This window comes from Actinoplanes sp. NPDC020271 (assembly GCF_044388125.1).
Classification (GTDB): Bacteria; Actinomycetota; Actinomycetes; order Mycobacteriales; family Micromonosporaceae; genus Actinoplanes.
The window spans coordinates 76,991-101,501 of the sequence record NZ_JBIRWQ010000021.1; the positions used below are offsets into that span (position 1 = coordinate 76,991).

At 69.2% G+C, this 24,511-nt stretch carries 14 protein-coding genes and 2 pseudogenes; 8 read left to right on the forward strand and 8 right to left on the reverse strand.

The window, feature by feature from the left end; genetic code table 11:
• Positions 1-96 precede the first annotated feature (96 nt).
• The 3 genes from ACH442_RS34800 to ACH442_RS34810 all read right to left on the reverse strand — a co-directional run bounded on the left by ACH442_RS34800 (position 97) and on the right by ACH442_RS34810 (position 6,637).
• Positions 97-2,157, reverse strand: a complete 2,061-nt coding sequence (locus tag ACH442_RS34800; RefSeq protein WP_396342312.1) for a cellulose binding domain-containing protein — start codon at positions 2,155-2,157, stop codon at positions 97-99.
• A gap of 665 nt (positions 2,158-2,822) precedes the next feature.
• On the reverse strand, positions 2,823-5,441 hold the full coding sequence (adhE, locus tag ACH442_RS34805; RefSeq protein WP_396342313.1) for a bifunctional acetaldehyde-CoA/alcohol dehydrogenase: 2,619 nt from the start codon (positions 5,439-5,441) through the stop codon (positions 2,823-2,825).
• On the reverse strand, positions 5,438-6,637 hold the full coding sequence (locus ACH442_RS34810) for an MFS transporter (RefSeq protein ID WP_396342314.1): 1,200 nt from the start codon (positions 6,635-6,637) through the stop codon (positions 5,438-5,440). Before ACH442_RS34810 ends, adhE begins: the two co-directional genes overlap by 4 nt.
• A 625-nt stretch (positions 6,638-7,262) precedes the next feature.
• Here ACH442_RS34810 and ACH442_RS34815 point away from each other — a divergent pair.
• The 4 genes from ACH442_RS34815 to ACH442_RS34830 all read left to right on the forward strand — a co-directional run bounded on the left by ACH442_RS34815 (position 7,263) and on the right by ACH442_RS34830 (position 11,542).
• Positions 7,263-8,321 carry a hypothetical protein gene (locus ACH442_RS34815; protein ID WP_396342315.1) on the forward strand — a complete coding sequence of 353 codons (1,059 nt, stop codon included), beginning with the start codon at positions 7,263-7,265 and terminating at the stop codon, positions 8,319-8,321.
• Positions 8,322-8,465: 144 nt separating this feature from the next.
• Positions 8,466-9,473: a hypothetical protein gene (locus ACH442_RS34820; protein ID WP_396342316.1), complete on the forward strand. Its 1,008-nt coding sequence runs from the start codon at positions 8,466-8,468 to the stop codon at positions 9,471-9,473.
• Positions 9,474-9,659: 186 nt separating this feature from the next.
• Positions 9,660-10,937, forward strand: coding sequence for a hypothetical protein (locus tag ACH442_RS34825; protein ID WP_396342317.1), 1,278 nt, complete (start codon positions 9,660-9,662; stop codon positions 10,935-10,937).
• Positions 10,934-11,542 carry a hypothetical protein gene (locus ACH442_RS34830; protein ID WP_396342318.1) on the forward strand — a complete coding sequence of 203 codons (609 nt, stop codon included), beginning with the start codon at positions 10,934-10,936 and terminating at the stop codon, positions 11,540-11,542. Before ACH442_RS34825 ends, ACH442_RS34830 begins: the two co-directional genes overlap by 4 nt.
• Positions 11,543-11,705: 163 nt before the next feature.
• On the opposite strand, the gene narI is transcribed toward ACH442_RS34830, so the two are convergent.
• The 4 genes and pseudogenes from narI to ACH442_RS34850 form a co-directional block, all read right to left on the reverse strand.
• Complete coding sequence (gene narI, locus ACH442_RS34835) at positions 11,706-12,467, reverse strand: respiratory nitrate reductase subunit gamma (protein WP_396342319.1); 762 nt, start codon at positions 12,465-12,467, stop codon at positions 11,706-11,708.
• On the reverse strand, positions 12,464-13,090 hold the full coding sequence (narJ, locus tag ACH442_RS34840; protein ID WP_396342320.1) for a nitrate reductase molybdenum cofactor assembly chaperone: 627 nt from the start codon (positions 13,088-13,090) through the stop codon (positions 12,464-12,466). The genes narI and narJ overlap by 4 nt, the downstream gene beginning before the upstream one ends.
• A 29-nt stretch (positions 13,091-13,119) precedes the next feature.
• A pseudogene (gene narH, locus ACH442_RS34845) lies at positions 13,120-14,577 on the reverse strand (nitrate reductase subunit beta); the annotation flags it as partial.
• The gene (locus ACH442_RS34850) at positions 14,577-18,164 is read right to left on the reverse strand and encodes a nitrate reductase subunit alpha (protein WP_396342321.1); all 3,588 of its coding nucleotides are present in this window, start codon (positions 18,162-18,164) and stop codon (positions 14,577-14,579) included. The gene ACH442_RS34850 and the pseudogene narH, both read right to left, overlap by 1 nt.
• A 649-nt stretch (positions 18,165-18,813) precedes the next feature.
• Here ACH442_RS34850 and pflB point away from each other — a divergent pair.
• From pflB to ACH442_RS34870, 4 genes and pseudogenes are all read left to right on the forward strand, one after another.
• Complete coding sequence (pflB, locus tag ACH442_RS34855; RefSeq protein ID WP_396342322.1) at positions 18,814-21,075, forward strand: formate C-acetyltransferase; 2,262 nt, start codon at positions 18,814-18,816, stop codon at positions 21,073-21,075.
• Positions 21,072-21,872 carry a pyruvate formate-lyase-activating protein gene (gene pflA / locus ACH442_RS34860; RefSeq protein ID WP_396342323.1) on the forward strand — a complete coding sequence of 267 codons (801 nt, stop codon included), beginning with the start codon at positions 21,072-21,074 and terminating at the stop codon, positions 21,870-21,872. Before pflB ends, pflA begins: the two co-directional genes overlap by 4 nt.
• A gap of 470 nt (positions 21,873-22,342) precedes the next feature.
• Positions 22,343-22,456: pseudogene (locus ACH442_RS34865) on the forward strand (ATP-binding protein); the annotation flags it as partial.
• Positions 22,457-22,586: 130 nt separating this feature from the next.
• Positions 22,587-23,531, forward strand: a complete 945-nt coding sequence (locus ACH442_RS34870) for a calcium/sodium antiporter (RefSeq protein WP_396342324.1) — start codon at positions 22,587-22,589, stop codon at positions 23,529-23,531.
• Here the strand turns inward: ACH442_RS34870 and ACH442_RS34875 are convergent.
• Positions 23,459-24,322: an aquaporin gene (locus ACH442_RS34875; RefSeq protein WP_396342325.1), complete on the reverse strand. Its 864-nt coding sequence runs from the start codon at positions 24,320-24,322 to the stop codon at positions 23,459-23,461. The two genes, ACH442_RS34870 and ACH442_RS34875, sit on opposite strands and share 73 nt — an antisense overlap.
• Positions 24,323-24,511 lie beyond the last annotated feature (189 nt).

Below are 24,511 nucleotides of genomic sequence, written 5' to 3' on the forward strand. Positions count from 1 at the left end.
CGGCCGGGCCCGGCGCCGCCCGCACCGGGCCAGCCCTCCCTTCCGCATGCCGCGCGGCCGCGGCGGCAGGCCCCGCCTGGTGCGTGTCACCGCACATCACGGCGAGTATGTCGTGGTGCAGACCGTGCCGTTCAACGTGAACGAGGCCGGCGGCGGGTTGGCTCCGCTCTGGTTGCCGATGAATCCGAAGCTGACGGTATTGGCGCCGTCGGCGGCAAGGGTGCCGTTGTAGGCGGACGGGGTGACGACGACGTGTTGGCCGTCGACGGCGAAGGTGGCGTTCCAGGTGCTGCCGGAGACCGATTCGGTGTCGGCGGGGAGAGCAAAGGCGAGGGTCCAGCCGGTGATCGGGTTCGGGCCGGTGTTGGTCAGGGTGATCGAGGCGACGAAGCCGCTGCCCCAGCCGCCGGACAGGTCATAGGTCACGGCGCACGTACTGGTGCGCGGCGTCCCGGTCGTGAAGGTCACCGGCGGGGATGGCGGTGAAAGGTAGCCCTTTTGATCCGTGGCGAGCACATTCACGGTGTACGCGGTCCCCGGCACCAGGTTGCGCACGGTCAGCGAGGTCGAAGTAGTGTCGCCGAGCAGAATGCTGTTGGTTCCGGTCTGCTGATACACGGCGTAGCGAGTGACCGTCGCACCGGATGACGGCTGCCAGCCGATCGTCGCGGTGGTCGCGTCGACGGCGCTGACGGTGGGTCGGGCGGGCGCGCTCAGGACGGCGCTCACCGGGTTGGTGGGTGACGGGCGCAATTTCAGCGTCACTATCGAGTACGGCGGGATGACCTGGCGGTGCGCGGTGCCCTCCCGTGCCGTGCTGATCGCGGTGTCCCGGGAGCCGTACTTGTGCACCGTCGGAACAGCCTCGCTCGGCGCCCAGCCGTCGTAGTTGAGGTCGACCGTGTAGGCGGTGGCCGGGTCCTGGTTGATCAGCTCGACGGAGAGCCCGCCGTCGGTGTTGCGGGCCGCGTGGACCGAGACCAGTCGGTTGTCCGTTCCGGCCCGTATCAGCGTGTCGCCGGGCTGGGCGACCAGGCCGAGCATCTGGAACGCGTGGTACGGGGCGAACGGCGTGTTCAGCGGCGGCTCGCACACGTTGTCGCTGTTGCAGTTGCCGCTGGAGATCATGCCGCCGTCGCCGTACGAAATGGTGCCGTCGGGCGCTGTCGTGACCCCGTTGTCCGGCATGCCGTTGCGGGTGTCCCAGTAATCGATGTTGAACACGCCGTTCTCCAGCGCCGCGAAGTAGACATCAGCGGTGAACAGCGCACCGACCTGAGTGTCGGATTGGTAGTTGGACGCTGTCTCGGTGACGGCGATTCCGATGTCCGCCGCATTCGGGCCCGCGTAATGGTCGATCTTCTGACGTAGCTGGGCCAGCTCGCCGGGTAGCAACTTCGTCTGCTGGAGCACGTCTGCGGCGGTGGTGTGGTTGGGGTAGTAGTGCATGATGACGAAGTCGATGGCCGGTCCGGCGATGGACAGAACGGTCCGGTTCCAGTCGCCCGGGTCGGCCGAGCCGACCACGCCGTCGGGCCAGTTACCCGGGTCGGTCACCACCGCGCCGACCTTGATGGCCGGGTCGACGGCCTTCATCGCGGCGGCGTATTGCACGACCAGGTTCGCGTACGTCGTGGCGCTCTTGCTGTCGTGGTAGTCGAGCTCCCAGTTCGCGCCGTAGTAGCCGTTGCCGAAGATCTCGTTGCCGATCTCCCAGTACTTGACTTCGTAGTCCTTGGTGACGTTGGCATAGCGCACCCAGTCGGCCGCCTCCTGCGGTGTGCCCGAGCCATAGTTCGCGATCAGCATGGCCTGGGCGCCGATCGCCTGGGTGGTGTGCATGAACGCGTCGAAGCCGGTGCCGGGGGCCACGTACCCGCCGCCGGAGACGGTTCCGGTCTGCCAGTGGTAGCCGTCGCCGTACGAACCGCCCGGGTAGCGCATCATCCGCACCCCGGCACGACCGAGGAGGTCCACCGATGCCGCGGTGTTCATGTTGGTGTCCCAGACAGCCTGGTTCAGCCCGTACGCCGTAGCCGGTACGACGCCCAGGCCGGCACGGGCGTTGACGGTGACGTTGACCGTCGCCGCCTCGCCGGCCGCCCGGACCGCCCCGCCGGGCCCGAGGCCGGCGACGACTGCGAGCAGCATCGTCATGGCGACGCTCGCCAGACGGCGCCGACCTCGCGCGGAGGATTCCCGGAGCACCATGTGCGGCCGGCTTTTCTGACTTCTCGATGAGGAGAGTCCGAGCCGGGGGACCCCGGCATGGATTGCCCTTGACTCGATCACAGGGACCTCCCGGATCCGTGACGATCCGTGCACGCAAAATATCGACGCATGCCAATGAAATGAACCGTGTCGAGCATGTTACGGGAGCGCTCCCAAATTTCCAACAGGATGCTCGTAGAATCGGTTTCAGCACGTCCGACAGTTCTGCGGTAGTCAAACTTGCAGGTGAGACCCGCACCACGGGCGGCGCGGCGCCTCACGCCGGGTCGCAGCCGTGCAGCTCGTCGTGCGGGAGAAAACCGCTCCAGCCCGGCCTGACGGACCGGGAGACGCAGGCGGGTTACTCGCCTCGAGGGGAGGGTCGGCGGGATCCGGTCCTCCCCGGCGCCGCGAAGAGCTCTTCGTACACCGTCACGGCGGACGGCGCGCCGCCGTTCGTCGAGGCGATGACCGAGTGCGCCCCGGCAATCAGGTGAACTCCGCGCATTGTTCGATGGTGAGTGATCGACACAGGCGTGATCGTCGCTGACTGTGTCAGCGACGATCACGCCGAGGTGCCGCAATATGTTCTCAGAGCGAGAAGATCAGCGCTACTTGCCGTAATACGCGGCTCGCATCAGGTCCTGCATGTCGTCGAGCATCGGCATCCGCGGGTTCGCCGGCGCGCACTGGTCCTCGTACGCGTTGAGCGCCTGCTGCGGCAGCGACTCGAGAAACGCCGTCTCGTCGACCCCGATCGCCGCGAAGGACGGTTCGATGCCGACCGCCGAGCGCAGCTGCTCGACCGCGGCGGCCAGTGACTCGACTGCCTCGGCCGGGGTGGCAGCGGGCAGGCCCAGCATGCGGGCGATGTCGGTGAAGCGTTCCGGCGCGCGGTAGCTCTCGTACTTCGGCCAGCCGGACAGCTTCGACGGCGTGGTGCCGTTGTACCGGATCACGTGCGGCAGCAGCACCGCGTTGGTGCGTCCGTGCGCGATGTGGAACGTGGCGCCGAGCGTGTGTGACATCGCGTGCACGATGCCGAGGAAGGCGCTGCCGAACGCCATGCCGGCGATCGTCCCGGCGTTGTGCATCCGTTCCCGCGCGTCCCCGTCCCCGTGCAGCACCGACTTCTCCAGGTTGGCGAAGATGAGCCGGATGGCGTGCAGGGCCAGGCCGTCGGTGAAGTCGTTGGCGTAGACCGACACGTACGCCTCGATGGCGTGGGTCAGTGCGTCGAAGCCGCTGTCGGCGGCGACGACCCGGGGCAGGTCCGCGGTCAGGGCGGGGTCGACGATGGCCACGGTCGGGGTGAGCGCGTAGTCGGCGAGGGGGTACTTCTTGCCCGTACGGTGGTCGGTGATCACCGCGAACGGGGTGACCTCCGCACCGGTTCCGGAGGTGGTCGGGACGCAGACCAGGCTGGCCTTCTCGCCCAGGGTCGGGAACGCGAACGCCCGCTTGCGGATGTCGAAGAACTTCTCCCGCATGTCGTCGAAGTCGATCTCCGGGTGCTCGTACTTGAGCCACATCACCTTGGCCGCGTCCATCGCCGATCCGCCGCCGAGCGCGATGATCGTGTCGGGCCGGAACGAGCGCATCAGCTCGGCGCCGCGCTCGACCGTGGTCATCCGCGGTTCCGGTTCGACGTCGTCGATGATCTGCACGACCACCCGGTTCGGGCGGTTCTGCAGGACCCGGTCGATGCGCTCGACGAAGCCGAGGCGGGTCATCGTCGCGTCGGTGACGACGGTGACGCGCTCGACGCCGGGCATGTCACTGAGGTACCGGATCGCGTACGGCTCGAAGTAGATCTTCGATGGCACCTTGAACCATTGCATGTTGTTGGTCCGCCTGCCGATCCGCTTGACGTTGATGAGGTTGACCGCGGAGACGTTGTTGGACACCGAGTTGTGCCCGTAGCTGCCGCATCCGAGGGTCAGCGAGGGCAGGAACGCGTTGTACATGTCGCCGATGCCGCCCTGCGAGGCCGGCGAGTTCCAGATCACCCGTACGGCCTTGACCCGCTGCCCGAACTCGACGACCAGCTGCTCGTCCTCGGTGTGGATGACCGCGCTGTGCCCGAGCCCGTGGAACTCGACCATGTCGGCCGCCGCCCGCACACCTTCCTCGCGGCTGCCGACGCGCAGCACGGCCAGGACCGGGCACAGCTTCTCCCGGGTCAACGGCTCGCTCGGCCCGACCTCGCCCACCTCGGCGAGGATGATCGAGGTGCCGTCCGGGACGGTGAACCCGGCGTGCTCGGCGACCCACGCGGCGCTCTGCCCGACGACGGCCGGGTTGAGCTTCGCGCCGTCGCATCCGGCGCCGTGCGCGGCCGTGCCGAAGATGAACTCCTCCAGCAGGCGCTTCTCGTCGGCCGACACGACGTACGCGTGCAGGCTCCGGAACTCGGCGAGCGCCTGGTCGTAAATCGCGTCGTCGATGATCGCGGCCTGCTCGGAAGCGCAGATCATGCCGTTGTCGAACGACTTGGACAGCACGATGTCGTTGACCGCGCGCTTGAGTTTGGCGCTGCTCTCGACGTACGCGGGAACGTTTCCGGCGCCGACGCCGAGCGCCGGTTTGCCGGCCGAGTACGCGGCCCGGACCATCGCGTTGCCGCCGGTGGCCAGGATCGTGGCGATGCCCGGGTGGTGCATGAGCGCGGTGGTCGCCTCGACCGACGGCTCGTCGATCCACTGGATGCAGTTGGCCGGCGCACCGGCGGCGACCGCCGCGTCCCGCACGATCCGGGCCGCCTCGGCGCTGCACCGCTGGGCGGACGGGTGGAACGCGAAGACGATCGGGTTGCGGGTCTTGAGGGCCAGCAGGGCCTTGAAGATCGTGGTGGAGGTCGGGTTGGTGACCGGGGTGATGCCGGCGACGACCCCGACCGGATCGGCGATCTCGGTGATCCCACTGATGTCGTCGTGGCTGATCACGCCGACCGTGCGAACCTTGGCCATGCTGTGCGTGACGTGCTCGCAGGCGAAGATGTTCTTCACCGCCTTGTCCTCGAAGACGCCGCGGCCGGTCTCCTCGACGGCGAGCCGGGCCAGCGCGGCGTGCCGGTCCAGGGCCGCGACCGAGGCCTTCTTGACGATCTGGTCGACGGTCTCCTGGTCGAAGGTGTCGTAGTCGGCGAGCGCCTTCAGGCCGGCGGTCACCAGGGTGTCCACCATGATGTTGACGTCGGTGGTCATCGTCTTCTCCTCCATGATCGTCATGCCGTCACCGCCGTGCGGGCGCGGCCGACCGAGAACAGGTCGAGTGCGAGGGCGGCCAGAGCGACCACGGCCAGCAGGGCCAGGCCGAGGCCGTACGAGTGGTAGCTGCCGTAGATCGAGCCCATCACCAGCGGCGGGACGAAGCCGCCGAGCCCGCCGGCCGCACCGACCACCCCGGTGACCGAGCCGACCTGACTGGCCGGGGCTTTCTGCGCGACCAGGGCGAACGTGGCCCCGCTGCCGATGCCGAGAGCCGCCGCCATCCCGAGGAAGGCGACCGTGCCGAGCGGCGCGAGCCCGGGGGTGAACGCCTGCACGACCGCACCGAGGGCGACGACGGCGAGGCCGGCGGCCAGCACGCGGGCGGCCGGAACGCGGTCGGCGAGCCAGCCACCGACCGGGCGCATCAGGACGGCGAGCAGCACGAACCCGGCCATCCGGTTCGCCGCGTCGGCCTGGGTCAGCCCGTACGCGTTCTTCAGATACGCCGGCAGGTAGACCGAGAAGGCCACGTACCCGCCGAACGCCACCGCGTAGAGCGCCGACGCCTGCCAGGTGATCCGCAGTCGCGTGGTCGCGGCGAGCCGGGCGGCGAAGGGGGTCGACGGGACGACGCGGCCGGGCGCGTCGCGCAGCACCAGCCAGGCGGTCACGGCGTAGACGGCCAGCACCGCGGCGGTGATCAGGAACGGGGTGCGCAGGCTGTTCGCGTTGACCAGCTTGACCGTGGTCAGGGCGCTGATCGCGGTGCCGCCCATGCCCATCCCGAAGACCCCGACGGCGAAGCCGCGGCGTTCCGGCGGGAACCAGGCGTTGACGAACGGGACGCCGACCGCGAACGCGGTGCCGCCGATACCGAGGAAGAATCCGCCGACCAGGATCGCCGCGAGGGAGTCGTGCCCGAACAGGCCCAGGTAGAGCACCGGGACGATGGTGGCCAGCGAGACCAGCGGGAACATGATCCGGCCGCCGAACTTGTCGGTGAGCGCGCCGACCGGGATCCGGCCGAGCGAGCCGACCACGACCGGGACCGCCACCAGCAGCGACTGCTGGAAGGAACTCAGGTGCAGGGCGGTGGTGAATCGGGCGGCGAGCGGGCTGAGCAGGGCCCAGGCCCAGAAGTTGACCGCGAAGCCGATCGTCGCGAGAGCCAGCATCACGCCGGGTCTCCGCCTGCTCTGGATGGTGCTGCTCATGACTTGATCCACCGTTCTGTGCGGCCCGTTCCCCGGGCTCTCACGAACAGCCTTCCGCGCCGCTGGGAGTTGGTACAGGGACCTTGGTCCCGGTCCGACGGGCCCTAATGACGGCAGCAGCACCGAAGTCGCCACCGCACGGAAGTGCTGCTGCGGCAAGCCGGCACCGGGCATCACCCCGACCCGGCGCTGGTGCGGTGAACAGTCACGCAGCGCAACATTCTCTGTGAGTTCAGAATCACCCAGCCGGGGCCGGATCGGACAGTCACGTCCCTCGGTTTCCCGATGGTCTTGGCCGTGACAGTCAGACCGGGCGAGGCCGCTGAGCTGAGGCACCTCATCTTCGACTCCGGTACCTCGGAATAACAGCAGCTCAATCAATTGCAGATCATGTTCGCCGCAGCGGCGGCGCGCGGTCGCCGTTCTCGCCGGCGTCGCGAGCGGATGGCCACCCGGCATGGCGAGTGTCAGCCGGGATGGATGCCGAACCAGCCCGACGCTGCCGTCTTTCGGCCGTGCGACGAATGCGGTGAGTGACGAATTCTGGCTGTAGAGATCTTTTTAACCCGCCCGTACCTGCGTACCGTCCGCTGCGCCTCATCAAGATCATCGAAAGGATGAGTTAGTGCCAAAGGCAAGACTCGCAGCGGCTGTCGTCGTCGCGACCACGTCCGTGCTGGCCACGGCCGGCATCACGGCGCCGGCGGCGGCCGCGCCCGCAGCCGCCGTCGGGAAGATCGCCAAGTACGACAGGTCGGTGCTGCGGCCGTCCTCGTCGGTGACCGGGAACCTGCGCAAGAAGCTCGAGACCGCCAAGACCGACTACCTCGACTTCGCTGCCCGTCACGGCCGGTCCTTGGACGCCCGCGGCGTGTCCGCGTTCACCGACCCGGCGTCCAAGGTCGTTCTCGCCGTCGGCGAAGGCACTGTCATCGACAAGGTCAACGTCGGCACGGTCGACGGCAAAGCCCGCGGTGTCGGAGTCGAGAGCCACGAGGCCGGCAACACCTCCACTGCTCAGGCACCGGTCATGGGCTTCGCCGGCGACCCGACGACCGACGGTTACAAGATGGTCGCAGCGAACTCACACATCGTCACCGTCGCTGACGACGCCGATGTCCAGCCGACGTCGCACTACACCAACTACGTCAAGAGCTGGTTCTGGAAGTACGAGCTTCCGGAAGGATCCGAGGTCAACGCGTTCAGCTCCACGGAACGTTCCGGGTCGGACTTCTTCGTCTACGCGCGGCGGGGTGACGCGAACCCCGGCGGCGCGAACGCCGATCTGTACTCGTCGGTCATGGATGATCTGACAATCCGGGCCCGGCCGTGGGGCGGCACGTCCGGCAACTTCAAGAAGATGATCAGCCGGCTGCCGGTGAGCACCACGAACTCCTGCACCAGCTCGGGCTCGCTCGAGGTCAGCGCGGGCCCTTACAGCGTGGAGATCCCGCAGAACAACTGCTCGAACGTGACCGGTCTGACGTCGACGTCGTCGCCGTACGAGTTCGGCGCTGACTGGAACGGCAAGACCCAGGGCGCCGTTTCGATCGAGGCGATCGCGAGCTTCAAGGTCGCCGAGGGCAAGGTGCCGTCGTTCGCCGACTACATCTGGATGAACTTCTACACCGTCACCGCGGGGTACCCCGTCGGCACCGTGAAGTGGACCGACACCGGCTGGTGACCGGTCACGGACACAGCAGTCGAGTGTCCCCGGACCACCAATGACCACCACCGCCCGGCGGGCCCGTGCGACCCGTCGGCGGTCAGCCAGATCACCAAGTAAGGCGAATCAGTGCGTAAACGAACAATAAGGGTCGCGATCGCTGTGGCGTCTGCCGCGATCGTCGCCGGGGCAGGCCTCGCGTCGCCGGCTCAGGCGGCGCCGAAGCAGACCGCCGGCAAAGTCACCCGGTACGACCGCGCCACCCTGCGGCCGGCCGCAGACGTGTCCGGAGTCCTGCGCCGCAAGATGGACACCGCCAAGTCCGACTTCGTCGAGAGCCACGCCCGCCGTGGCCGTAACGTCGACAGCCGCACGGTGGACGTCTACACCGACCCGGCGCAGTCGGTGATCGTGGCCGCAGGCGCCGACGAAGCGGTTGACGGCATCGACCTCGGTACCGTCGACGGTGTCCACGTGGCCGCCGGTGTGCGGACTCACCAGACCGGTGTTGTGACGAACCCGGCGGCGTCGGCAGTCGTCGGCTTCGCCGGAGCTCCGACCTACTCCGAGTATGTTCAGGACGGCTCCGGCTACCACACCGTCACAGCCACCAATGACGCCGACATCAAGATCGGCGGGACGGTCAACTTCCTGGAGAGCTGGTACTGGAAGTACGTCCTCCCCGAGGCCAAGGAAGCCAACTCGTTCGGCTCCGCGATGCGTAGCGGATCGGACTTCTACGTCTACGCACGTCGTGGTATCGCCGACGCGAAGTCGTCCGGCACGAGTCTGGTCGACCTGACCATCCGGTCACGTCCGTGGGGCGGCACGTCCGGCAACCTCAAGAAGATGCTGTACAGCGCGCCGGGTGGGTCCGCCACCAGCTGCTCCGAGCAGGGAGCAATCGGCGTCGGGTACGGCCCGGCCAGCGTGAAGATCCCCCGCTCGAACTGCGCCTCGGTGACCCAGGTGACCTCGACCGGCTCCGCGTTCGAGTTCGGCGCGGACTGGGACGGGGACACCAGCGACCAGATCGCCATCGAGGCGATCGCCAGCTACCAAGCCGTAGAAGGCAAGGTCCCGAGCTTCGCCGACTACATCTGGGCCACCTTCGACCCGGGCCTGCTCAGCAGCAACAAAGACGTGAAGTGGACCGACACGGGCTGGTGAACCGCCTGAGCCGGTGAACCGCCGGCCGGGCGAGCGCCGCCCGCGCTCACCCGGCCGGCTGGTACCGGCACCCACACCGGCCGAGAGCTTGCACCAACGCATCCCGAAGCGTCGAGTCACCGTCTTTGAAGGGAGGGGCGTCACCCGGCCTGATCGCAGGCCGCGGGCAAACGCCGCACAACACACATGACATCGCTGAGAAAAGCAGCTGCCGTCCTCGCCGTCCTCGCTGCCGTCACCCTGGCCGGATGCACGAACACCGGACATGGACCCGCAGCCGCGAAGCCGGACGTCGCCGCGAGCCAGCCGCCCTGCCAGGACTCCATCGCCGACGGCTGCCGCGAACTGTCCGTCGGCGGACGTGACTACCGGTACTACGTCAGCCCACCGCCAAGCGGGGCGACCGGTGAGGCACTTCTGGTCGACCTCGGCGGTCCCGGGATCAGCCTCAGCAGTCTGCTGCCCCCGAACTACGGAGACTCCTTCCGTAAGGACCTCGGCCCGATCGCCGACGGCAAGACCCTGCTGCTCGTCGAGGAACCGTGGGTATCCGGTAAAGCCGACCCCGCATGCAGGGAATCGTCGACGGCGTTCTACGCCTGGGCCCGGCAGAACTGGCGCACCATGAGCGCCGCGACAGCACCGCAGATGACCTGCCCGTGGGGCCAGGGAACGTATGGCTGGAACGCCACGACCTACCGCAACGTCATCCAGGCCATCACCGGGCGAGAACAAATCACCGGCGTCGACATGGCGGCGATCTCGTTCGGTGCCGTCCGCTACACCTACATCAGCGACCTCGTCGGCCATGTGACCCTGGTCCGCCCGGCCGCGGCGCCAGGAACGAACAGCGACACGGTCGTCGAAGCCCGGACCCGGCAGGTCTGGAAAGACCTCGTTGCCCGCTGCGCCGGATGCACCGCCGGGACGGTCAAACGCGTCGTCGCTGACACCGTCCGCCGCTACGCGGGAACAACCACCGAACTGCCCGACCGCAGCGTGCCGGTCAACGATTTCGACATCGCCAGCGGCCTCGCCGCCGCCGGGATCAGCACCGCTGACATCACGCTCTCCTGGACGTCCGCCACCCACACCGTCGATTTGCGCACAGCCGCGCAGCTGTCCGACGCGTTGTGGATGCGCATCGGGGAACAGTCGGTCAGCCCCGCCCTGGTCGCCTACACCGACGAGTACTGCCAGGCGTACCCTGCCGGACACGGCTCCACCGGCGACGACCCCATCCGAGCCATCCTCAACGCCCCGAACCTGTGCAACGGCCGGCAAGCTCAGACACCGGTGACCACCAAACCCGTCGACTGTCTGATCATCGGTGCCGATGACTCCTCCGCTCCCGCCGACCTGGCCGCGACATGGAAAGTAAACCCAGGAGGAATCACCTCCGTCTCCACCACCCGCCGGCACTGGTTCACTGATACAGCCAGGTGCGCGAAAGAGGACAAGTGATGATCGTGAAAAAGACCTACGTTCTCGGAACCGCGGTCGCCGCCGTGGCCGTCGCCGGCGCCGTCGTCGCCATGCACGCCGCGGACGCGGCGGACACCCCGGACAGTGCAGCCGTCGATGTGGTCGACCCGGCCGTCGCACAGCACGAGCTTCTTGACGACGTCCTGGCCATCGACGCGAAGCGGGCGACGGGAACAGACTTCGGGTTCACCTACCTGCCGAAAAACCAACCGGTCGGCTTGCGGCGTATGACACCCGCAACCGCTGGGGACACGATCGTCGACGGCTACCGGATCGGTACCGGGCCGGCGCAGGTGTTCGTCGAGTTCTCCGCTGAACCGACCGATACCTGCAACGGCATCACCGCGGACCCCGGATCCGGCATCTGTCTGAAACAGCGCACGTTGCCGGACGAACCGAAGATGCGAAACGTGACTGTCTATGTCACGCAAATCGGCGTATCCGCCGCCGATGCGAAAGACCCGGCGGCGCAGGCCCTGCAAACGTTCTGGAGCAGCACCGACCTGGTACCCGCCGGGCAGGCCGCCTGGTTCACCGACCTGGTCACCGAGGCAAGGAACGCGCCGAAGAAGCGCATGGGCTGAGCACAGCGCATCAGCAGTCAGCGAAAGCCCTGGACCCGCGGTCCAGGGCTTTCGTCTCGGATGGCGCAGCCTCGTCGAACGTCATACCGCCCGGCCGGCAGCGGCCGCAGCGTCAGGCTTCACGCACGGTCGACGTTCGTGACCACAGCCGCAGCGTCAGGCTTCACGCACGGTCGACGTTCGTGACCACGCCGGCCGCCGACCGGGCCGCGTCGCGAACCCGTGCCGGGGCGGGGACCGGCGCCGGGACCGGGCCGCGGCGGGCGCGGTACACGACGTACGGCCGGGACAGGTAGGCCAGGGGAGCGGACCAGACGTGCACGAGCCGGGTGAACGGCCACAGCGCCAGGAACAGGAACCCGCCGATCGCGTGCAGCCGGTAGACGAGCGGCGCCCCGGTCATCAGCTCGGTGTGCGGCTGGAACCAGAAGATGCCCCGGAACCAGACGGCGATCGTCTCCCGGTAGTCGTAGCCCGCGCCGAGCAGGTTCTTGCCCACGGTCGCGGTCATCCCGAGCACCACCATGGCGGCGAGGAAGACGTAGAGCACCTTGTCCATGCGTGTGGTGACCCGGCGGATCCGGCCGCTGACCAGGCGCCGCGCGATCAGCAGGAGCAGACCGGCGACCATGACCAGGCCGGTGACCGTGCCGCCCCAGACCGCCACCGCGTGGTAGAGGTGCTCCGGGATGCCCAGCGTCTCGGTGACCGACGCCGGGATGAGCAGGCCCATCGCGTGCCCGCCGATCACTCCGAATGCGCCGAGGTGGAACAGCGGGGACCCGAGCCGCAGCAGCCGGCTCTCCAGCAGCTGACTGGTGTGGGTGGTCCAGCCGAACTGGTCGTGCCGCCAGCGCCACACGTGCCCGGCCACGAAGACCGCGAGGCAGGTGTAGGGCAGCACGACCCAGATCAGGGTGTTCATCGGGGGGCCTCCGCGGGGGTGCAGGTGGCGTAGGACGTCAGGTCGGGGCCGAGACCCACGGTCTCCAGGGGCGGGCCGTCGAAGGCCGCTGAGGCGAGCGCGGCGCGATCGGTTTCGGACAGTTCCGGCAGCACCGCGCAAACAGCCGTCAAGATCTGCGCGTACGGCGTTCCGTCCTCCTCGAGAGCGGCACGAAGCAGTTCCAGACCTTGCCGGTGCTGCCGTAGCGGCGCCTCGCCGTCGCCGGGACCGACCGTGGCGGCGAACTCCAGGACCACCGGGAGAAGATCGGGCAGCTCGCCGCCGTCGAGGCGCAGCCCGTGCGCCCGGTACCGCTGCTTGAGCATGAGCAGGGCCATCCCGCGCTTGCGGGTGTCGCCGTGCAGGTAATAGGTGAGGTACAGGCCGGACTTGCGTCGCAGGTCGAACGTCCGCACGTAGTGGCGTTGCGCCTCGATCTCGGTCCAGCCCAGCAGTTCGCCGACGAACGCGGTCAGTGGTTCCCGCGCCTCGGGGACGGTGATCGCGGCGGCCGCGGCCCGCAACTCGTCGCCGGCCGCGAGCAGTTCCGCGTCGGGGTAGGTGAGCAGCACCGACGCCAGCTGGAAGATGGCCGCCCTCATGACCGGCCCGCCGGCGTGATCGTGAGTCCCATGCCGGGGCCGCCCGAGCAGTCCAGCGCGCACTCGGTCATCTGCGAGTCGAGCACGGCGGCCTGACGCCGGTGCGCGACCGGGATGACGTACCGCTCGCCGTACTTGGCGATGGCGAGCAGCCGATACATGGCCTCGACCTGCTCGCCGGTCATCCCGATCCGGTCGAGGATCTCCTCGGCGACCGTCCCGTCCAGGGTCCGCGCCCGCATGTACGACCGCATCCCGGCCAGCTTCATCAGCACGCCCCCGGTCGCCGCGGTGTCGCCGGCCGTGAAGATCGAGGCCAGGTACTCCAGGGGGATCCGCAGGTCGCTGATGGTGTGGAAGACGTCGTCGGCATCGGTGTCGTCCCGCCCGGCCGCACCGACCGCGTCCAGCACGGGGGAGAGCGGCGGCACGTACCAGACCATCGGCATCGTGCGGTACTCCGGGTGCAGCGGCAGCGCGATCCGGTACTCGCCGATCAGCTTCCACACCGGTGAGTTCGCGGCGGCCTCGATCCAGTCCTCGGGCATGCCCGCGTCCCGGGCGGCCTGCTGCACCGCGGGGTCGTTCGGGTCGAGGAAGACCGACCGTTGCGCGTCGAGCAGTTCGGTGTCGTCCTCGACCGAGGCGGCGGCCAGGACGGCGTCCTCGTCGTACCACATCAGGCCGAGGTAGCGCAGGCGGCCGACGCACGTCTCGGAGCAGATCGTCGGCTGGCCGGCCTCGATGCGCGGGAAGCACAGCGTGCACTTCTCCGCCTTGCCGGTCGCGTGGTTGACGTAGACCTTCTTGTACGGGCACGCCGACACGCACATCCGCCAGCCGCGGCACCGGTCCTGGTCGACCAGCACGATGCCGTCCTCGTCGCGTTTGTACATCGCGCCGGACGGGCACGCCGACACGCACGCCGGGTTCAGGCAGTGTTCGCAGATGCGCGGCAGGTGGAACAGGAACGTCTTCTCGAACTCGAACTTGACCGTCTCGCCCATCTTGGCGAGGTTCGGGTCGTCCTGCGCGGACGGGCCGCCCAGCGAGTCCTCCCAGTTCGCGCCCCAGGTGATCGCCATCGGCTCACCGGTCAGCTTCGAGTAGGGTTGCTTGACCGGGGTGTCGGCCAGCCCACCGGGTGCGTTGACCAGGATGTCCTTGTCGAACGTGGCCGGCTCGTAGTAGTCGTCGATCGACGGCAGGTCCGGGTTGGCGAAGATACTGCCGAGCCGCTTGAGCCGGCTGCCGCCGCGCAGGACCAGCCGTCCCTTGCGGTCGAGTTTCCAGCCGCCCTTCCAGCGTTCCTGGTCCTCGTAGAACTTCGGGTAGCCGATGCCGGGCTTGGTCTCGACGTTGTTGAACCAGACGTACTCGGTGCCCTCGCGGTTGGTCCACGTCTGCTTGCACGTGACCGAGCAGGTGTGGCAGCCGATGCACTTGTCGAGGTTCATCACCATCGCCATCTGCGCGCGGATCCGCATCAGAACTCCACTTCCTGGGTACGGCGGCGGATCACGGTGATCTCGTCGCGCTGGCTGCCGATCGGGCCGTAGTAGTTGAAGGCGTACGTGAGCTGCGCGTGCCCGCCGGCCAGATGTGTGGGCTTGATCAGCAGCCGGGTCATCGAGTTGTGGTAACCGCCGCGCTTCTTCGACTTCTCGGCCTTGGGGACGTTCACCGTGCGTTCCGGCGAGTGGTACTGGAAGACCGTGCCCTCGGGCATCCGGTGGCTGACCACCGCGCGGGCGACGACGACGCCGTTGCGGTTGTGCGCCTCGATCCAGTCGTTGTCGCGGACGCCGATCTTCTGCGCGTCCGGGACGCTCATCCAGATCACCGGGCCGCCGCGGGACAGCGCCAGCATCAGCTCGTTGTCGTGGTACATCGAGTGGATCGACCACTTGGCGTGCGGGGTCAGGAACCGGACCGTGAGCCCGCCGTCGACCGCGTCCCCGGGCTTGCCGAAGTGCCGGGCCATGTTCAGCGGCGGCCGGAACCCGGGGAGCTGCTCGCCGAGTTCGGCGACCCAGTCGTGCTCGACGAAGAAGTGCTGCCGGCCGGTGATCGTGTGCCACGGCTTGAGGCGTTCCACGTTCAGTGTGAACGGGGAGTAGCGGCGGCCGCCCTTCTCCGAGCCGGACCACTCCGGGCTGGTGAACACCGGCTGCGGACGGTCCTGCGTGTCCGCGTACGTGATGAGGTCCTTCTCGTGTCCCTCGATCAGGTCGGTGAAGGGCTGACCCGTTCGTTTCTCCAGCTCGGTGAAGCCGGCGTGGGCGATGCGCCCGTTCGTCGTGCCCGACAGCGCGAGGATCGCCTCGCACATCCGGTCGGCGGTGGCGATCGACGGTCGGCCGTCGATCACCCCGTTCCGGTGCTTCAGGTAGGCGATCTCCGGGTTCACGTCGACCGTGATCGCCTTGGTGGTGGTGCCGACCTCGTCCAGCAGGGGACCGACCGTGCGCATCTTCCGGCCGAGCTGCGTGTAGTCCCGCTCGATCGTGACCAGCTTCGGCATCGTCCGGCCCGGTGTGGGGTCGCACTCGCCGAGCTTCCAGTCGCGGACCCGTCCGCCCGGCATCGCCAGCTCGTCCGGGGTGTCGTGCATCAGAGGAACCGCAAGCACGTCGGTACGCGTACCGAGGTGCGTGACGGCCAGCTCGCTCACCCTGTCGGCCAGCGCCAGGAACGTGTCGTAGTCGGTGTGCACGTCCCCGGGCGGCTCGACCGCCGGGCTGAACGCGTGCACGAACGGGTGCATGTCCGTGGTGGAGATGTCGTGCTTCTCGTACCAGGTGGCGGCGGGCAGCACCAGGTCGGCGTGCAGCCCGGTGTTGGTCATCCGGAAGTCGATCGCGGTCAGCAGGTCGAGCTTGCCGGCCGGTGCCTCGTCCCGCCAGGTCACGTCCCGCGGCCGTTCCCCGGGCCCGCACTCGGTCGCGGTGGCCGAGCCCTCCACGCCGAGCAGGTGCCGCATGAAGTACTCGTTGCCCTTACCGGAGGATCCGAGCAGGTTGGCCCGCCACAGCGTCAGGCAGCGCGGGAAGTTCGCCGGGTCGTCGGGGTCCTCGGCGACGGGCTTCAGCGTCCCGTCCCGCAGCCCGTCGACGACGTACTCCGGGACCGGCTTGCCGGCGGCAGCGGCGTCATCCGCGAGGTCGAGCGGGTTGCGGTTGAAGAACGGATGACCCGGGCTCCAACCCATCCGCTGCGCGGCGGCGACCGTGTCGGCGAACGTCATCCCCTTGAACCGGCCGGTGCCCAGCGGCGAGGCCAGCTCGTCGGCCGGCACCCGCTCGTAGCGCCACTGGTCGGTGTGCAGGTACCAGAACGGGGTGGCCGCCTGGTGCCGCATCGGCCGCTGCCAGTCGAACGCGAAGCTCAGGTGCTGCTGCCCGGTGACCGGGCGCGCCTTCTCCTGACCGACGTAGTGCGCCCAGCCGCCACCGTTCACGCCCTGGCAGCCGGTGAGCGTGACCAGCGAGATGAACGCGCGGTAGGTCATGTCCGAGTGGAACCACTGGTTCGCGCCGGCGCCCAGCACGATCATCGACCGGCCGCGGCTGCGCTCGGCGTTGCGGGCGAACTCGCGGGCGATGCGGGTGGCGACCGCGGCCGGGACACCGGTGATCCGCTCCTGCCATGCGGGCGTGTTCGGGCCCTCGTCGTCACCCACGCCGTACTGGGCCAGAAGGAGCTCGTAAACCGTGGTGACGAGACGCTCGCCGACGCGCAGCGCCGGGACGGCCCGGCGGATCGTGGCACCTCCCTCGGTGTCGCCGACGTCGAAGCGCGCCAGGTCGAGCTCGGCCGTCTCACCGCCGGCCACTCCCAACGCCGGCACGACGTCGCCGAGGTCGAGATTCCAGCGGCCCGGTTCGCCGTACCGGAAACCGAGGGTGCCGTTCGGGACGACGATCTCCCCGTTGCGCTGGTCGATCAGCACCGGCTTGTGCTCGCCCTGCTCCTGGCCCAGGTCGGCGGCGGTGAGGAAGCGACCGGCCTTGCCGTCCTCGATCGTCACCAAGAACGGCAGGTCGGTGAACTTGCGCACGTAGTCCTGGAAGTAGGGGACCTGCCGCTCGACGAAGAACTCCGTGAGGATCACGTGACCCATCGCCATCGCCAGCGCGCCGTCGGTGCCCGGGTGCGGCGCCAGCCAGTCGTCGGCGAACTTCACGTTGTCGGCGTAGTCGGGGCTGACCGCGACCACCTTCGTGCCCTTGTAACGGGCCTCGGCCAGGAAGTGCGCGTCCGGCGTGCGGGTCACCGGGATGTTCGAGCCCCACATCATCAGGTAGGTGGAGTTCCACCAGTCGCCGGCCTCGGGCACGTCGGTCTGGTCGCCCCAGATCTGCGGGGAGGCGATCGGCAGGTCCGCGTACCAGTCGTAGAAGCTCAGCAGCGTCCCCCCGAGCAGCGCGTGATACCTGGTCCCGGCCGCGAACGAGGCCATCGACATGGCCGGGATCGGCGAGAAGCCGACCACCCGGTCCGGCCCGTAGGTCTTCGTGGTGTAGACGTGCGCGGCCGCCGCGATCTCGATCGCCTCGTCCCAGCTCGCCCGCACGAAACCGCCGCGCCCACGCTGCGACTTGTAGGCGCGTGCCTTCAGCGGCGTCTCCACGATCTCGGCCCACGCGAGCACCGGGTCACCCAGGCGCTGCCGCGCCTCCCGGAACATCTCGGCCAGAGTGCCGCGGAGGTACGGGTGACGCACGCGCGACGGCGAGTACTCGTACCAGGAGAACGAGGCACCGCGGGGGCAACCGCGCGGCTCGTAGTCCGGCGCGTCCGGGCCGGTCGTCGGATAGTCGGTGGCCTGGTGCTCCCAGGTGATCAGCCCGTCGCGGACGAACACGTTCCACGAGCACGATCCGGTGCAGTTCACGCCGTGCGTGGAGCGGACGACCTTGTCGTACTTCCACCGGTCGCGGTAGAACGACTCCCAGTCGCCGTCGGAGACCTGGTGCACCGTGCGACCGTGATCGCCGACGGTCTCCCGGGTCAGGAAACGGCGAGCAGCGAGCAGCGGCGCGAATTGTTCAGCCACGGAGGCCCCCTTCATCCGCCCCACAGCCTGGTCGTCCCCCTGCTCAAGATCAGGGGGACGTGGTCCCGAGTTCGTCGGGACCAAAGACACCGGGGGAGAGGTGTCCGCGAATGAGCGGAGGAGGGTGACAGGCAGCCCGTCCGACGTCCTTTTGGGCCTCTGAACTGCAGGTTTGACGATCATCGGCATCGGAAGCGAGGGCCTGCCGCCGGGGTGATGATGATGCTTTGCAGTGACATTTCCGGCACGGGACCTTGGACCTGGCTGCCGGCGGTCGATGCCACGAACGCCGGCGGTGGCGATGCGGGATGATTCCCGTCGTGCGGTTGGTGAGCCGCCTCAGGGGGCGGCTCAGGGCGGGGCAGAATTCTGGTGACACGGTGGTCCTGATCGCGGTGGCCGCCGGGACGCGATGACGGAGCCCGCGCTGCGCGGCCGACTGCGGACGGCCTGCGTGATCCGGGAATCGAGCTGGTCCATGCACACCCCGCGAGTCGCGCCACGGCGCCGGGCCTCTCCATCTGCGCCGGCCAGGGACGTGGAAAACGGGCCGAAGGTCCCGTGCAGTCCGTGCCGAAGCACCTGACCCCCGGGCTCGGGCACGCGCAATCTGTGAGTGAGCTCAAATCCGACAAGGATGAGACGAACGACCTGGGGGACTGAGATGAGCGCGACCGTTCTCGACGCTGCCACCACCGGCTTGGAACCGTGGCGGGGGTTCGCCGGTGACGACTGGCGCACGGGTGTGGCCGTGCGCGATTTCATCCAGGCCAACTACGTCCCGTACACCGGGGACGCGTCGTTCCTGACCGGGCCGACCGAGCGGACCACCGGCATCTGGGCCCGGCTGACGGCGATGTTCCCCGAGGAGCGCGAACGCGGCATCTACGACGTCGACGCGATCACCCCGTCGACCATCACCAGCCACAAGCCGGGCTACATCGACGAGCCGCACGAGCTGATCGTGGGCCTGCAGACCGACGCCCCGCTGCGCCGCGCGATCATCCCGAACGGCGGCTGGCGCATGGTCGAGGGCGGGCTGAAGGCGTACGGCTACACGCCCGACCCGCGGGTCGCGGAGATCTTCACCCGGTACCGCAAGACCCACAACGCGGGCGTGTTCGACGCGTACACCCCGGGGATCCTCGCGGCGCGCAAGTCGCACATCATCACGGGACTGCCCGACGCGTACGGCCGGGGCCGGATCATCGGCGACTACCGGCGCGTCGCCCTCTACGGCGTCGACGCGCTGATCGCGGCCAAGAAGGCGGACCTGGCGGCCTGTGCGACCGGCGCGATGACCGAGGACGTGATCCGCCGCCGGGAGGAGCTCGCCGAGCAGATCCGCGCCCTGGGCGAGCTGAAGGAGATGGCCGCCGGTTACGGCTACGACATCTCCGGGCCGGCGAGGACCGGGCGCGAGGCGATCCAGTGGCTCTACTTCGCCTACCTGGCCGCGGTCAAGGAGCAGAACGGCGCCGCGATGTCGCTCGGCCGCACCTCCACCTTCATCGACATCTACCTGCAGCGCGACCTGGACGAGGGCCGGCTCACCGAGCGTGAGGCGCAGGAGCTGGTCGACGACTTCGTGATCAAGCTGCGGATCGTGCGGTTCCTGCGCACCCCGGAGTACGACGAGCTGTTCTCCGGCGACCCGACCTGGGTGACCGAGTCGATCGGCGGCATCGGCACCGACGGCCGACCGCTGGTGACCCGGACCAGCTTCCGCTACCTGCAGACCCTCTACAACCTGGGCCCGGCGCCCGAGCCGAACCTGACCGTCTTCTGGTCGTCGCGGCTGCCGCAGGGCTTCAAGGACTTCTGCGCCCAGGTCTCCATCGACACCAGTGCCATCCAGTACGAGTCGGACGATCTGATGCGCCCGCGCTTCGGCGACGACACCGCGATCGCGTGCTGCGTGTCGGCCATGGAGGTCGGCAAGCAGATGCAGTTCTTCGGGGCCAGGGTCAACCTCGCCAAGACCTTGCTGTACGCGATCAACGGCGGCCGTGACGAGATCTCCGGCGCCCAGGTCGGCCCGGCGCTGCCTGCGCTCGACGGTGAGGTGCTCGACTACGAGCAGGTCGCCCAGCGGTTCGACACGATGATGGAGTGGCTGGCCGGCACGTACGTGAACGCGCTGAACATCATCCACTACATGCACGACCGGTACGCCTACGAGCGGATCGAGATGGCCCTGCACGACACCGACATCCTGCGCACCATGGCCTGTGGCATCGCCGGGCTGTCCGTCGCGGCCGACTCGTTGTCGGCGATCAAACACGCGACGGTACGGCCGGTCCGCGACGACCGTGGCCTGGTCGTCGACTACGTGGTGGAGGGCGAGTTCCCGGCCTACGGCAACAACGACGACCGGGCCGACGACATCGCGCGGGACCTCGTCGAGACGTTCATGGCGAAGATCCGCAAGCACCCGACCTACCGCGGCGCGGTGCACACCCAGTCGGTGCTGACGATCACGTCCAACGTGGTCTACGGCAAGCACACCGGCAACACCCCGGACGGCCGCCGCGCCGGAGCGCCGTTCGCACCGGGCGCCAACCCGATGAACGGACGCGACAAGCACGGCATGGTGGCGGCGGCACTGTCGGTGGCGAAACTGCCGTACGAGCACGCTCAGGACGGCATCTCGCTGACCACCACGGTCACCCCGAACGGCCTCGGCAACCGCCGTGACGAGCAGGTGCGCAACCTGGTCGGGGTGCTCGACGGCTACACCCGCGTCGACGGCTTCCACATGAACGTCAACGTGCTCGACCGGGCCACCCTCGAGGACGCGATGGCCCACCCGGAGAACTACCCGCAGCTGACCATCCGGGTCTCCGGATACGCGGTCAACTTCGTCCGGCTCACCCGGGAACAGCAGCTCGACGTCATCTCCCGCACCTTCCACGGTGCCCTGTGAACGGCCTTCACCTGCAGCGTCCCGACCTGGGCATCGCCCCGGCCGGGACGCACCCCGGGGACCTCGTCGCCTCGATGCACTCGTGGGACGTGGTGACCGCCGCGGACGGCCCCGGCACCCGGTTCGTCACGTTCCTGGCCGGCTGTCACCTGCGCTGCCTCTACTGCCACAACCCGGACACCTGGGAAGGGCGCAACGGGCAGCACGTCACCCTCGACGCGCTCGTGGCCAAGATGCTGACGTTCAAGGCGTTCATCCAGGCGTCCGGCGGCGGGGTGACGGTCTCCGGCGGGGAGCCGCTGCTGCAGGAGCACTTCGTGGAGGCGTACCTGCACCGCTGCAAGCAGGAGGGCATGCACACCGCCCTGGACACCTCCGGCTACCTCGGCGCCCGCGCCACCGACCGGCTGCTCGACGACACCGACCTGGTCCTGCTCGACGTCAAGTCCAGCGACCCGGCAACCTACCGCCGGGTCACCGGGGTCGACCTGCGCCCGACGATCGCATTCGGACACCGGCTGGCCGAGCGCGGCAACCGCATGCGGATCCGGTTCGTTCTCGTCCCCGGCCTCACCGACGACCCGGCCAACGTCGACGGCGTTGCCGAGATCGCCGCCGACTGGGGTGACGTCGTGGAGCAGGTGGACATCCTCGGCTACCACCGGCTGGGCGTCGCCAAGTACCGCGAGCTGGGCCTGCGTTACCCGCTGACCGGTACTCTCCCGCCGACCGCGGCGCAGTTGGCCGCCGCGGCCGAGCACTTCACCAGCCGGGGCCTGAGCGTCACGACCCAGTGACCTCGGGAGGCCGCTCGTCGATCTCCCACCCGGCCCCCAGCAGACAGTTCCCGCAGCCCCGGCAGGCGCCGTCCCCCTCGACGGCGCCGTCGGCGCGCACGGAGTACGGGCACGGCTCGCCGGTCGGGGTGGCGTAACGCCTGGGCTGCGCGGGGACCTGCGAACGGGTTTCCATACCTCTATTCACCCATGATCGCGCCGGGGCAGCGCCGGCCACAGGTCCCGGAAGCAACGGGCCGAAGGGCCGGGTCAGGTGTCGCTCACGCTGCCGGTCCACGTGGCTTCCGCGCCGCTGTCACCGATCCGGTAGATGCCGTAGACGCCGGCGGCCGCCGTCGCGACGGCCGCCACGGTCACGATCGCGGTGACCGCCCGGGACCGGGGAGCCAGCAGGGTCCGACCCCGGAACAGGGCCGTACCCGTCGCGGTCTCCCGCTGGCGCCACCAGATGACGGCGCCGCTTCGGGCTCGGCCTCGCCCTGGCCCGCGAGGTGATCACCGGGCACGGCGGCACGATCGAAGCCGTCGGCGCGCCCGGTCAGGGGGCCACCTTCACCGTCCGGCTTCCGGCGGCTGCTCCCTGAAGGTCCTTCCCGGTACTCACCGGCGGGCCCCGGCAGCGGCCGATGGTGTCGCGGTTCTATTGTGGAGGCGGTGTGCCGGGAAGGCTGGTCGGCGGCAGTTCATGCTGTCCTACCAGGCAGGAGAAGCACCATGCTGTGGCCCTTGCCGGCGGTCGTCGCCGGGCTCGTGATCCTCACCGCCGGCGCCGATCAACTCGTCGCCGGGGCCGGACGCCTGGCCCGCCGCTTCGGCGTCTCACCGATCGTCGTCGGTGTCGTGATCATCGGAATCGGCACCAGCGCGCCGGAGTTCGTCGTGTCGACCATCGCGGCGGCACGGGGCGACGCCGGCATCGCGCTGGGCAACCTCGTCGGCTCGAACATCCTCAACTTGACGTTGATCCTCGGCATCGCCGGTCTCATCGCACCCGTCATCGTGGGCTCGTCGGTGCCCCGGCGGGAGGCACCGCTCATGGTCGCGGGCGTCCTGCTCTTCGCCGTCGCCGCAGCCGCCGGGCTCGGCCGGGTTGCCGGTGCCGTCCTCGCGTTCGCCACCGCCGCGGCGACTGTTCTGCTGCTGCGCAACGCCCGCGTGGAGTCCGGCGATCCGTTGCCGGGCGAGGTCAGCTCGTTCCGGGAGATGGCGGAAAAGCCGGTGCGCACCTCGATCGAAAGCGTGCGGACCGTCCTCGGACTCGTCGCCACGCTCGTCGGGGCCCAGCTGCTCACCACCGGCGGCGCCGACGTCGCGGGACACCTCGGTGTGTCGCCCACGGTCATCGGCTTCACCGTCGTCGCGCTCGGCACCTCGCTGCCCGAGTTGTTCACCGCCGTTCAGGCCCAGCGCCGGGGAGACGGAGACCTGCTGGTGGGCAACCTGCTGGGCAGCAACCTGTTCAACAGCGTCGCCGGTGGTGCGCTCGTCGGGCTGGCCGGACGGGGCGAGCCGACCCGCCTGGGCTACCCCGTACTCGCCGCGATGGTCGCGGTCAGTCTGCTGGCGTGGCTGGTGCTGTACCGCCGTTACCGGGTCACCCGGGCCGAGGCGTCGTTCCTGCTCGTCGCGTACCTCATGACCCTGCCCCTGATCGGCTGACCGGGCGCGCATGCCCGGCCTGGTCCGGGCCGATCCGCAGCCGGGGCCGAGCGAGCGGGCGCCGGTGCGCTGACCACGGCATCGGCGGAAGCCGTCGTGGCTACAGCGCCGGGCTGCGGGTACAGCGCCGGGATCAGCAGACAGGCGACGGCCAGACCCGCCACCTGCGCCAGCAGGAACGCCGGAACGGAAGCGGGGGCGATGCCGGACTCGGTGCCGGTCAGCATCCGGCCCAGCGTGACGGCGGGATTGGCGAAGCACGACGACGACGTGAACCAGCAGGCGGCGCCGATGTACGCGCCCACGGCAGCCGGGCCGGCGGCGCCGCGCCCGGTGCGCACCAGCGCGGCGATCAGCACCAGCAGGCCGGCGGTGGCGACCACCTCGCTGAGCAGCAGATGCCCACCGGTACGGGCGGTGCCGGCGATCGTCACCGCGGGCCGGCCGGTCATCAGATTTCCGAGAACCGTTCCGGCCGCGGCACCGGCGAGCTGGGCGGCGATGTATCCGGCCAGTTCCGCGGTGGTGAGCCCGGTGCCGGTGCGGCGGCCGAGGAACCAGTCGGCGGCGGACACCACCGGGTTGAAGTGCGCACCGGAGACGGGGCCGAGGGCGACGATGACAGCGGCGAGGGCGAGGGCGACCGTGCTGGAGTTCTCCAGCAGCCGCAACCCGGCATCGTGCGGGGACAGGGTGGCCGCCATGGCGCTGACACCGACGACCGCGGTCAGCAACGCCGAAGTGCCGAGGAACTCGGCGAGCAGTCGTCGCTTCAGAGGCGGGGTGGTCATACGCACCTCCGATCGCTGGTGAGGCACGGACCGTGATCGCCATGCATCCGCCACGGTAGGCGCGCTGCCGGCGATCCACCCGGGCCCTTCGCACCCGTACGGCAGGCCTTTGTTCTCGGGTTGTCCCGGGCCCGGGTCAGAGGTCCTGATCGCCAGGTCCCCCGGTCCTGTCCGGTCACGTCAGGCCGG

Coding starts and splice junctions, on each gene's coding strand:
- ACH442_RS34800 (WP_396342312.1), bottom strand. CDS start 2,157: ATGACGATGCTGCTCGCAGTCGTCGCCGGCCTCGGGCCCGGCGGGGCG.
- ACH442_RS34850 (WP_396342321.1), bottom strand. CDS start 18,164: ATGAAGGGGGCCTCCGTGGCTGAACAATTCGCGCCGCTGCTCGCTGCT.
- ACH442_RS34810 (WP_396342314.1), bottom strand. CDS start 6,637: ATGAGCAGCACCATCCAGAGCAGGCGGAGACCCGGCGTGATGCTGGCT.
- narJ (WP_396342320.1), bottom strand. CDS start 13,090: ATGAGGGCGGCCATCTTCCAGCTGGCGTCGGTGCTGCTCACCTACCCC.
- ACH442_RS34825 (WP_396342317.1), top strand. CDS start 9,660: ATGACATCGCTGAGAAAAGCAGCTGCCGTCCTCGCCGTCCTCGCTGCC.
- pflB (WP_396342322.1), top strand. CDS start 18,814: ATGAGCGCGACCGTTCTCGACGCTGCCACCACCGGCTTGGAACCGTGG.
- adhE (WP_396342313.1), bottom strand. CDS start 5,441: ATGACGATCATGGAGGAGAAGACGATGACCACCGACGTCAACATCATG.
- ACH442_RS34875 (WP_396342325.1), bottom strand. CDS start 24,322: ATGACCACCCCGCCTCTGAAGCGACGACTGCTCGCCGAGTTCCTCGGC.
- ACH442_RS34870 (WP_396342324.1), top strand. CDS start 22,587: ATGCTGTGGCCCTTGCCGGCGGTCGTCGCCGGGCTCGTGATCCTCACC.
- narI (WP_396342319.1), bottom strand. CDS start 12,467: ATGAACACCCTGATCTGGGTCGTGCTGCCCTACACCTGCCTCGCGGTC.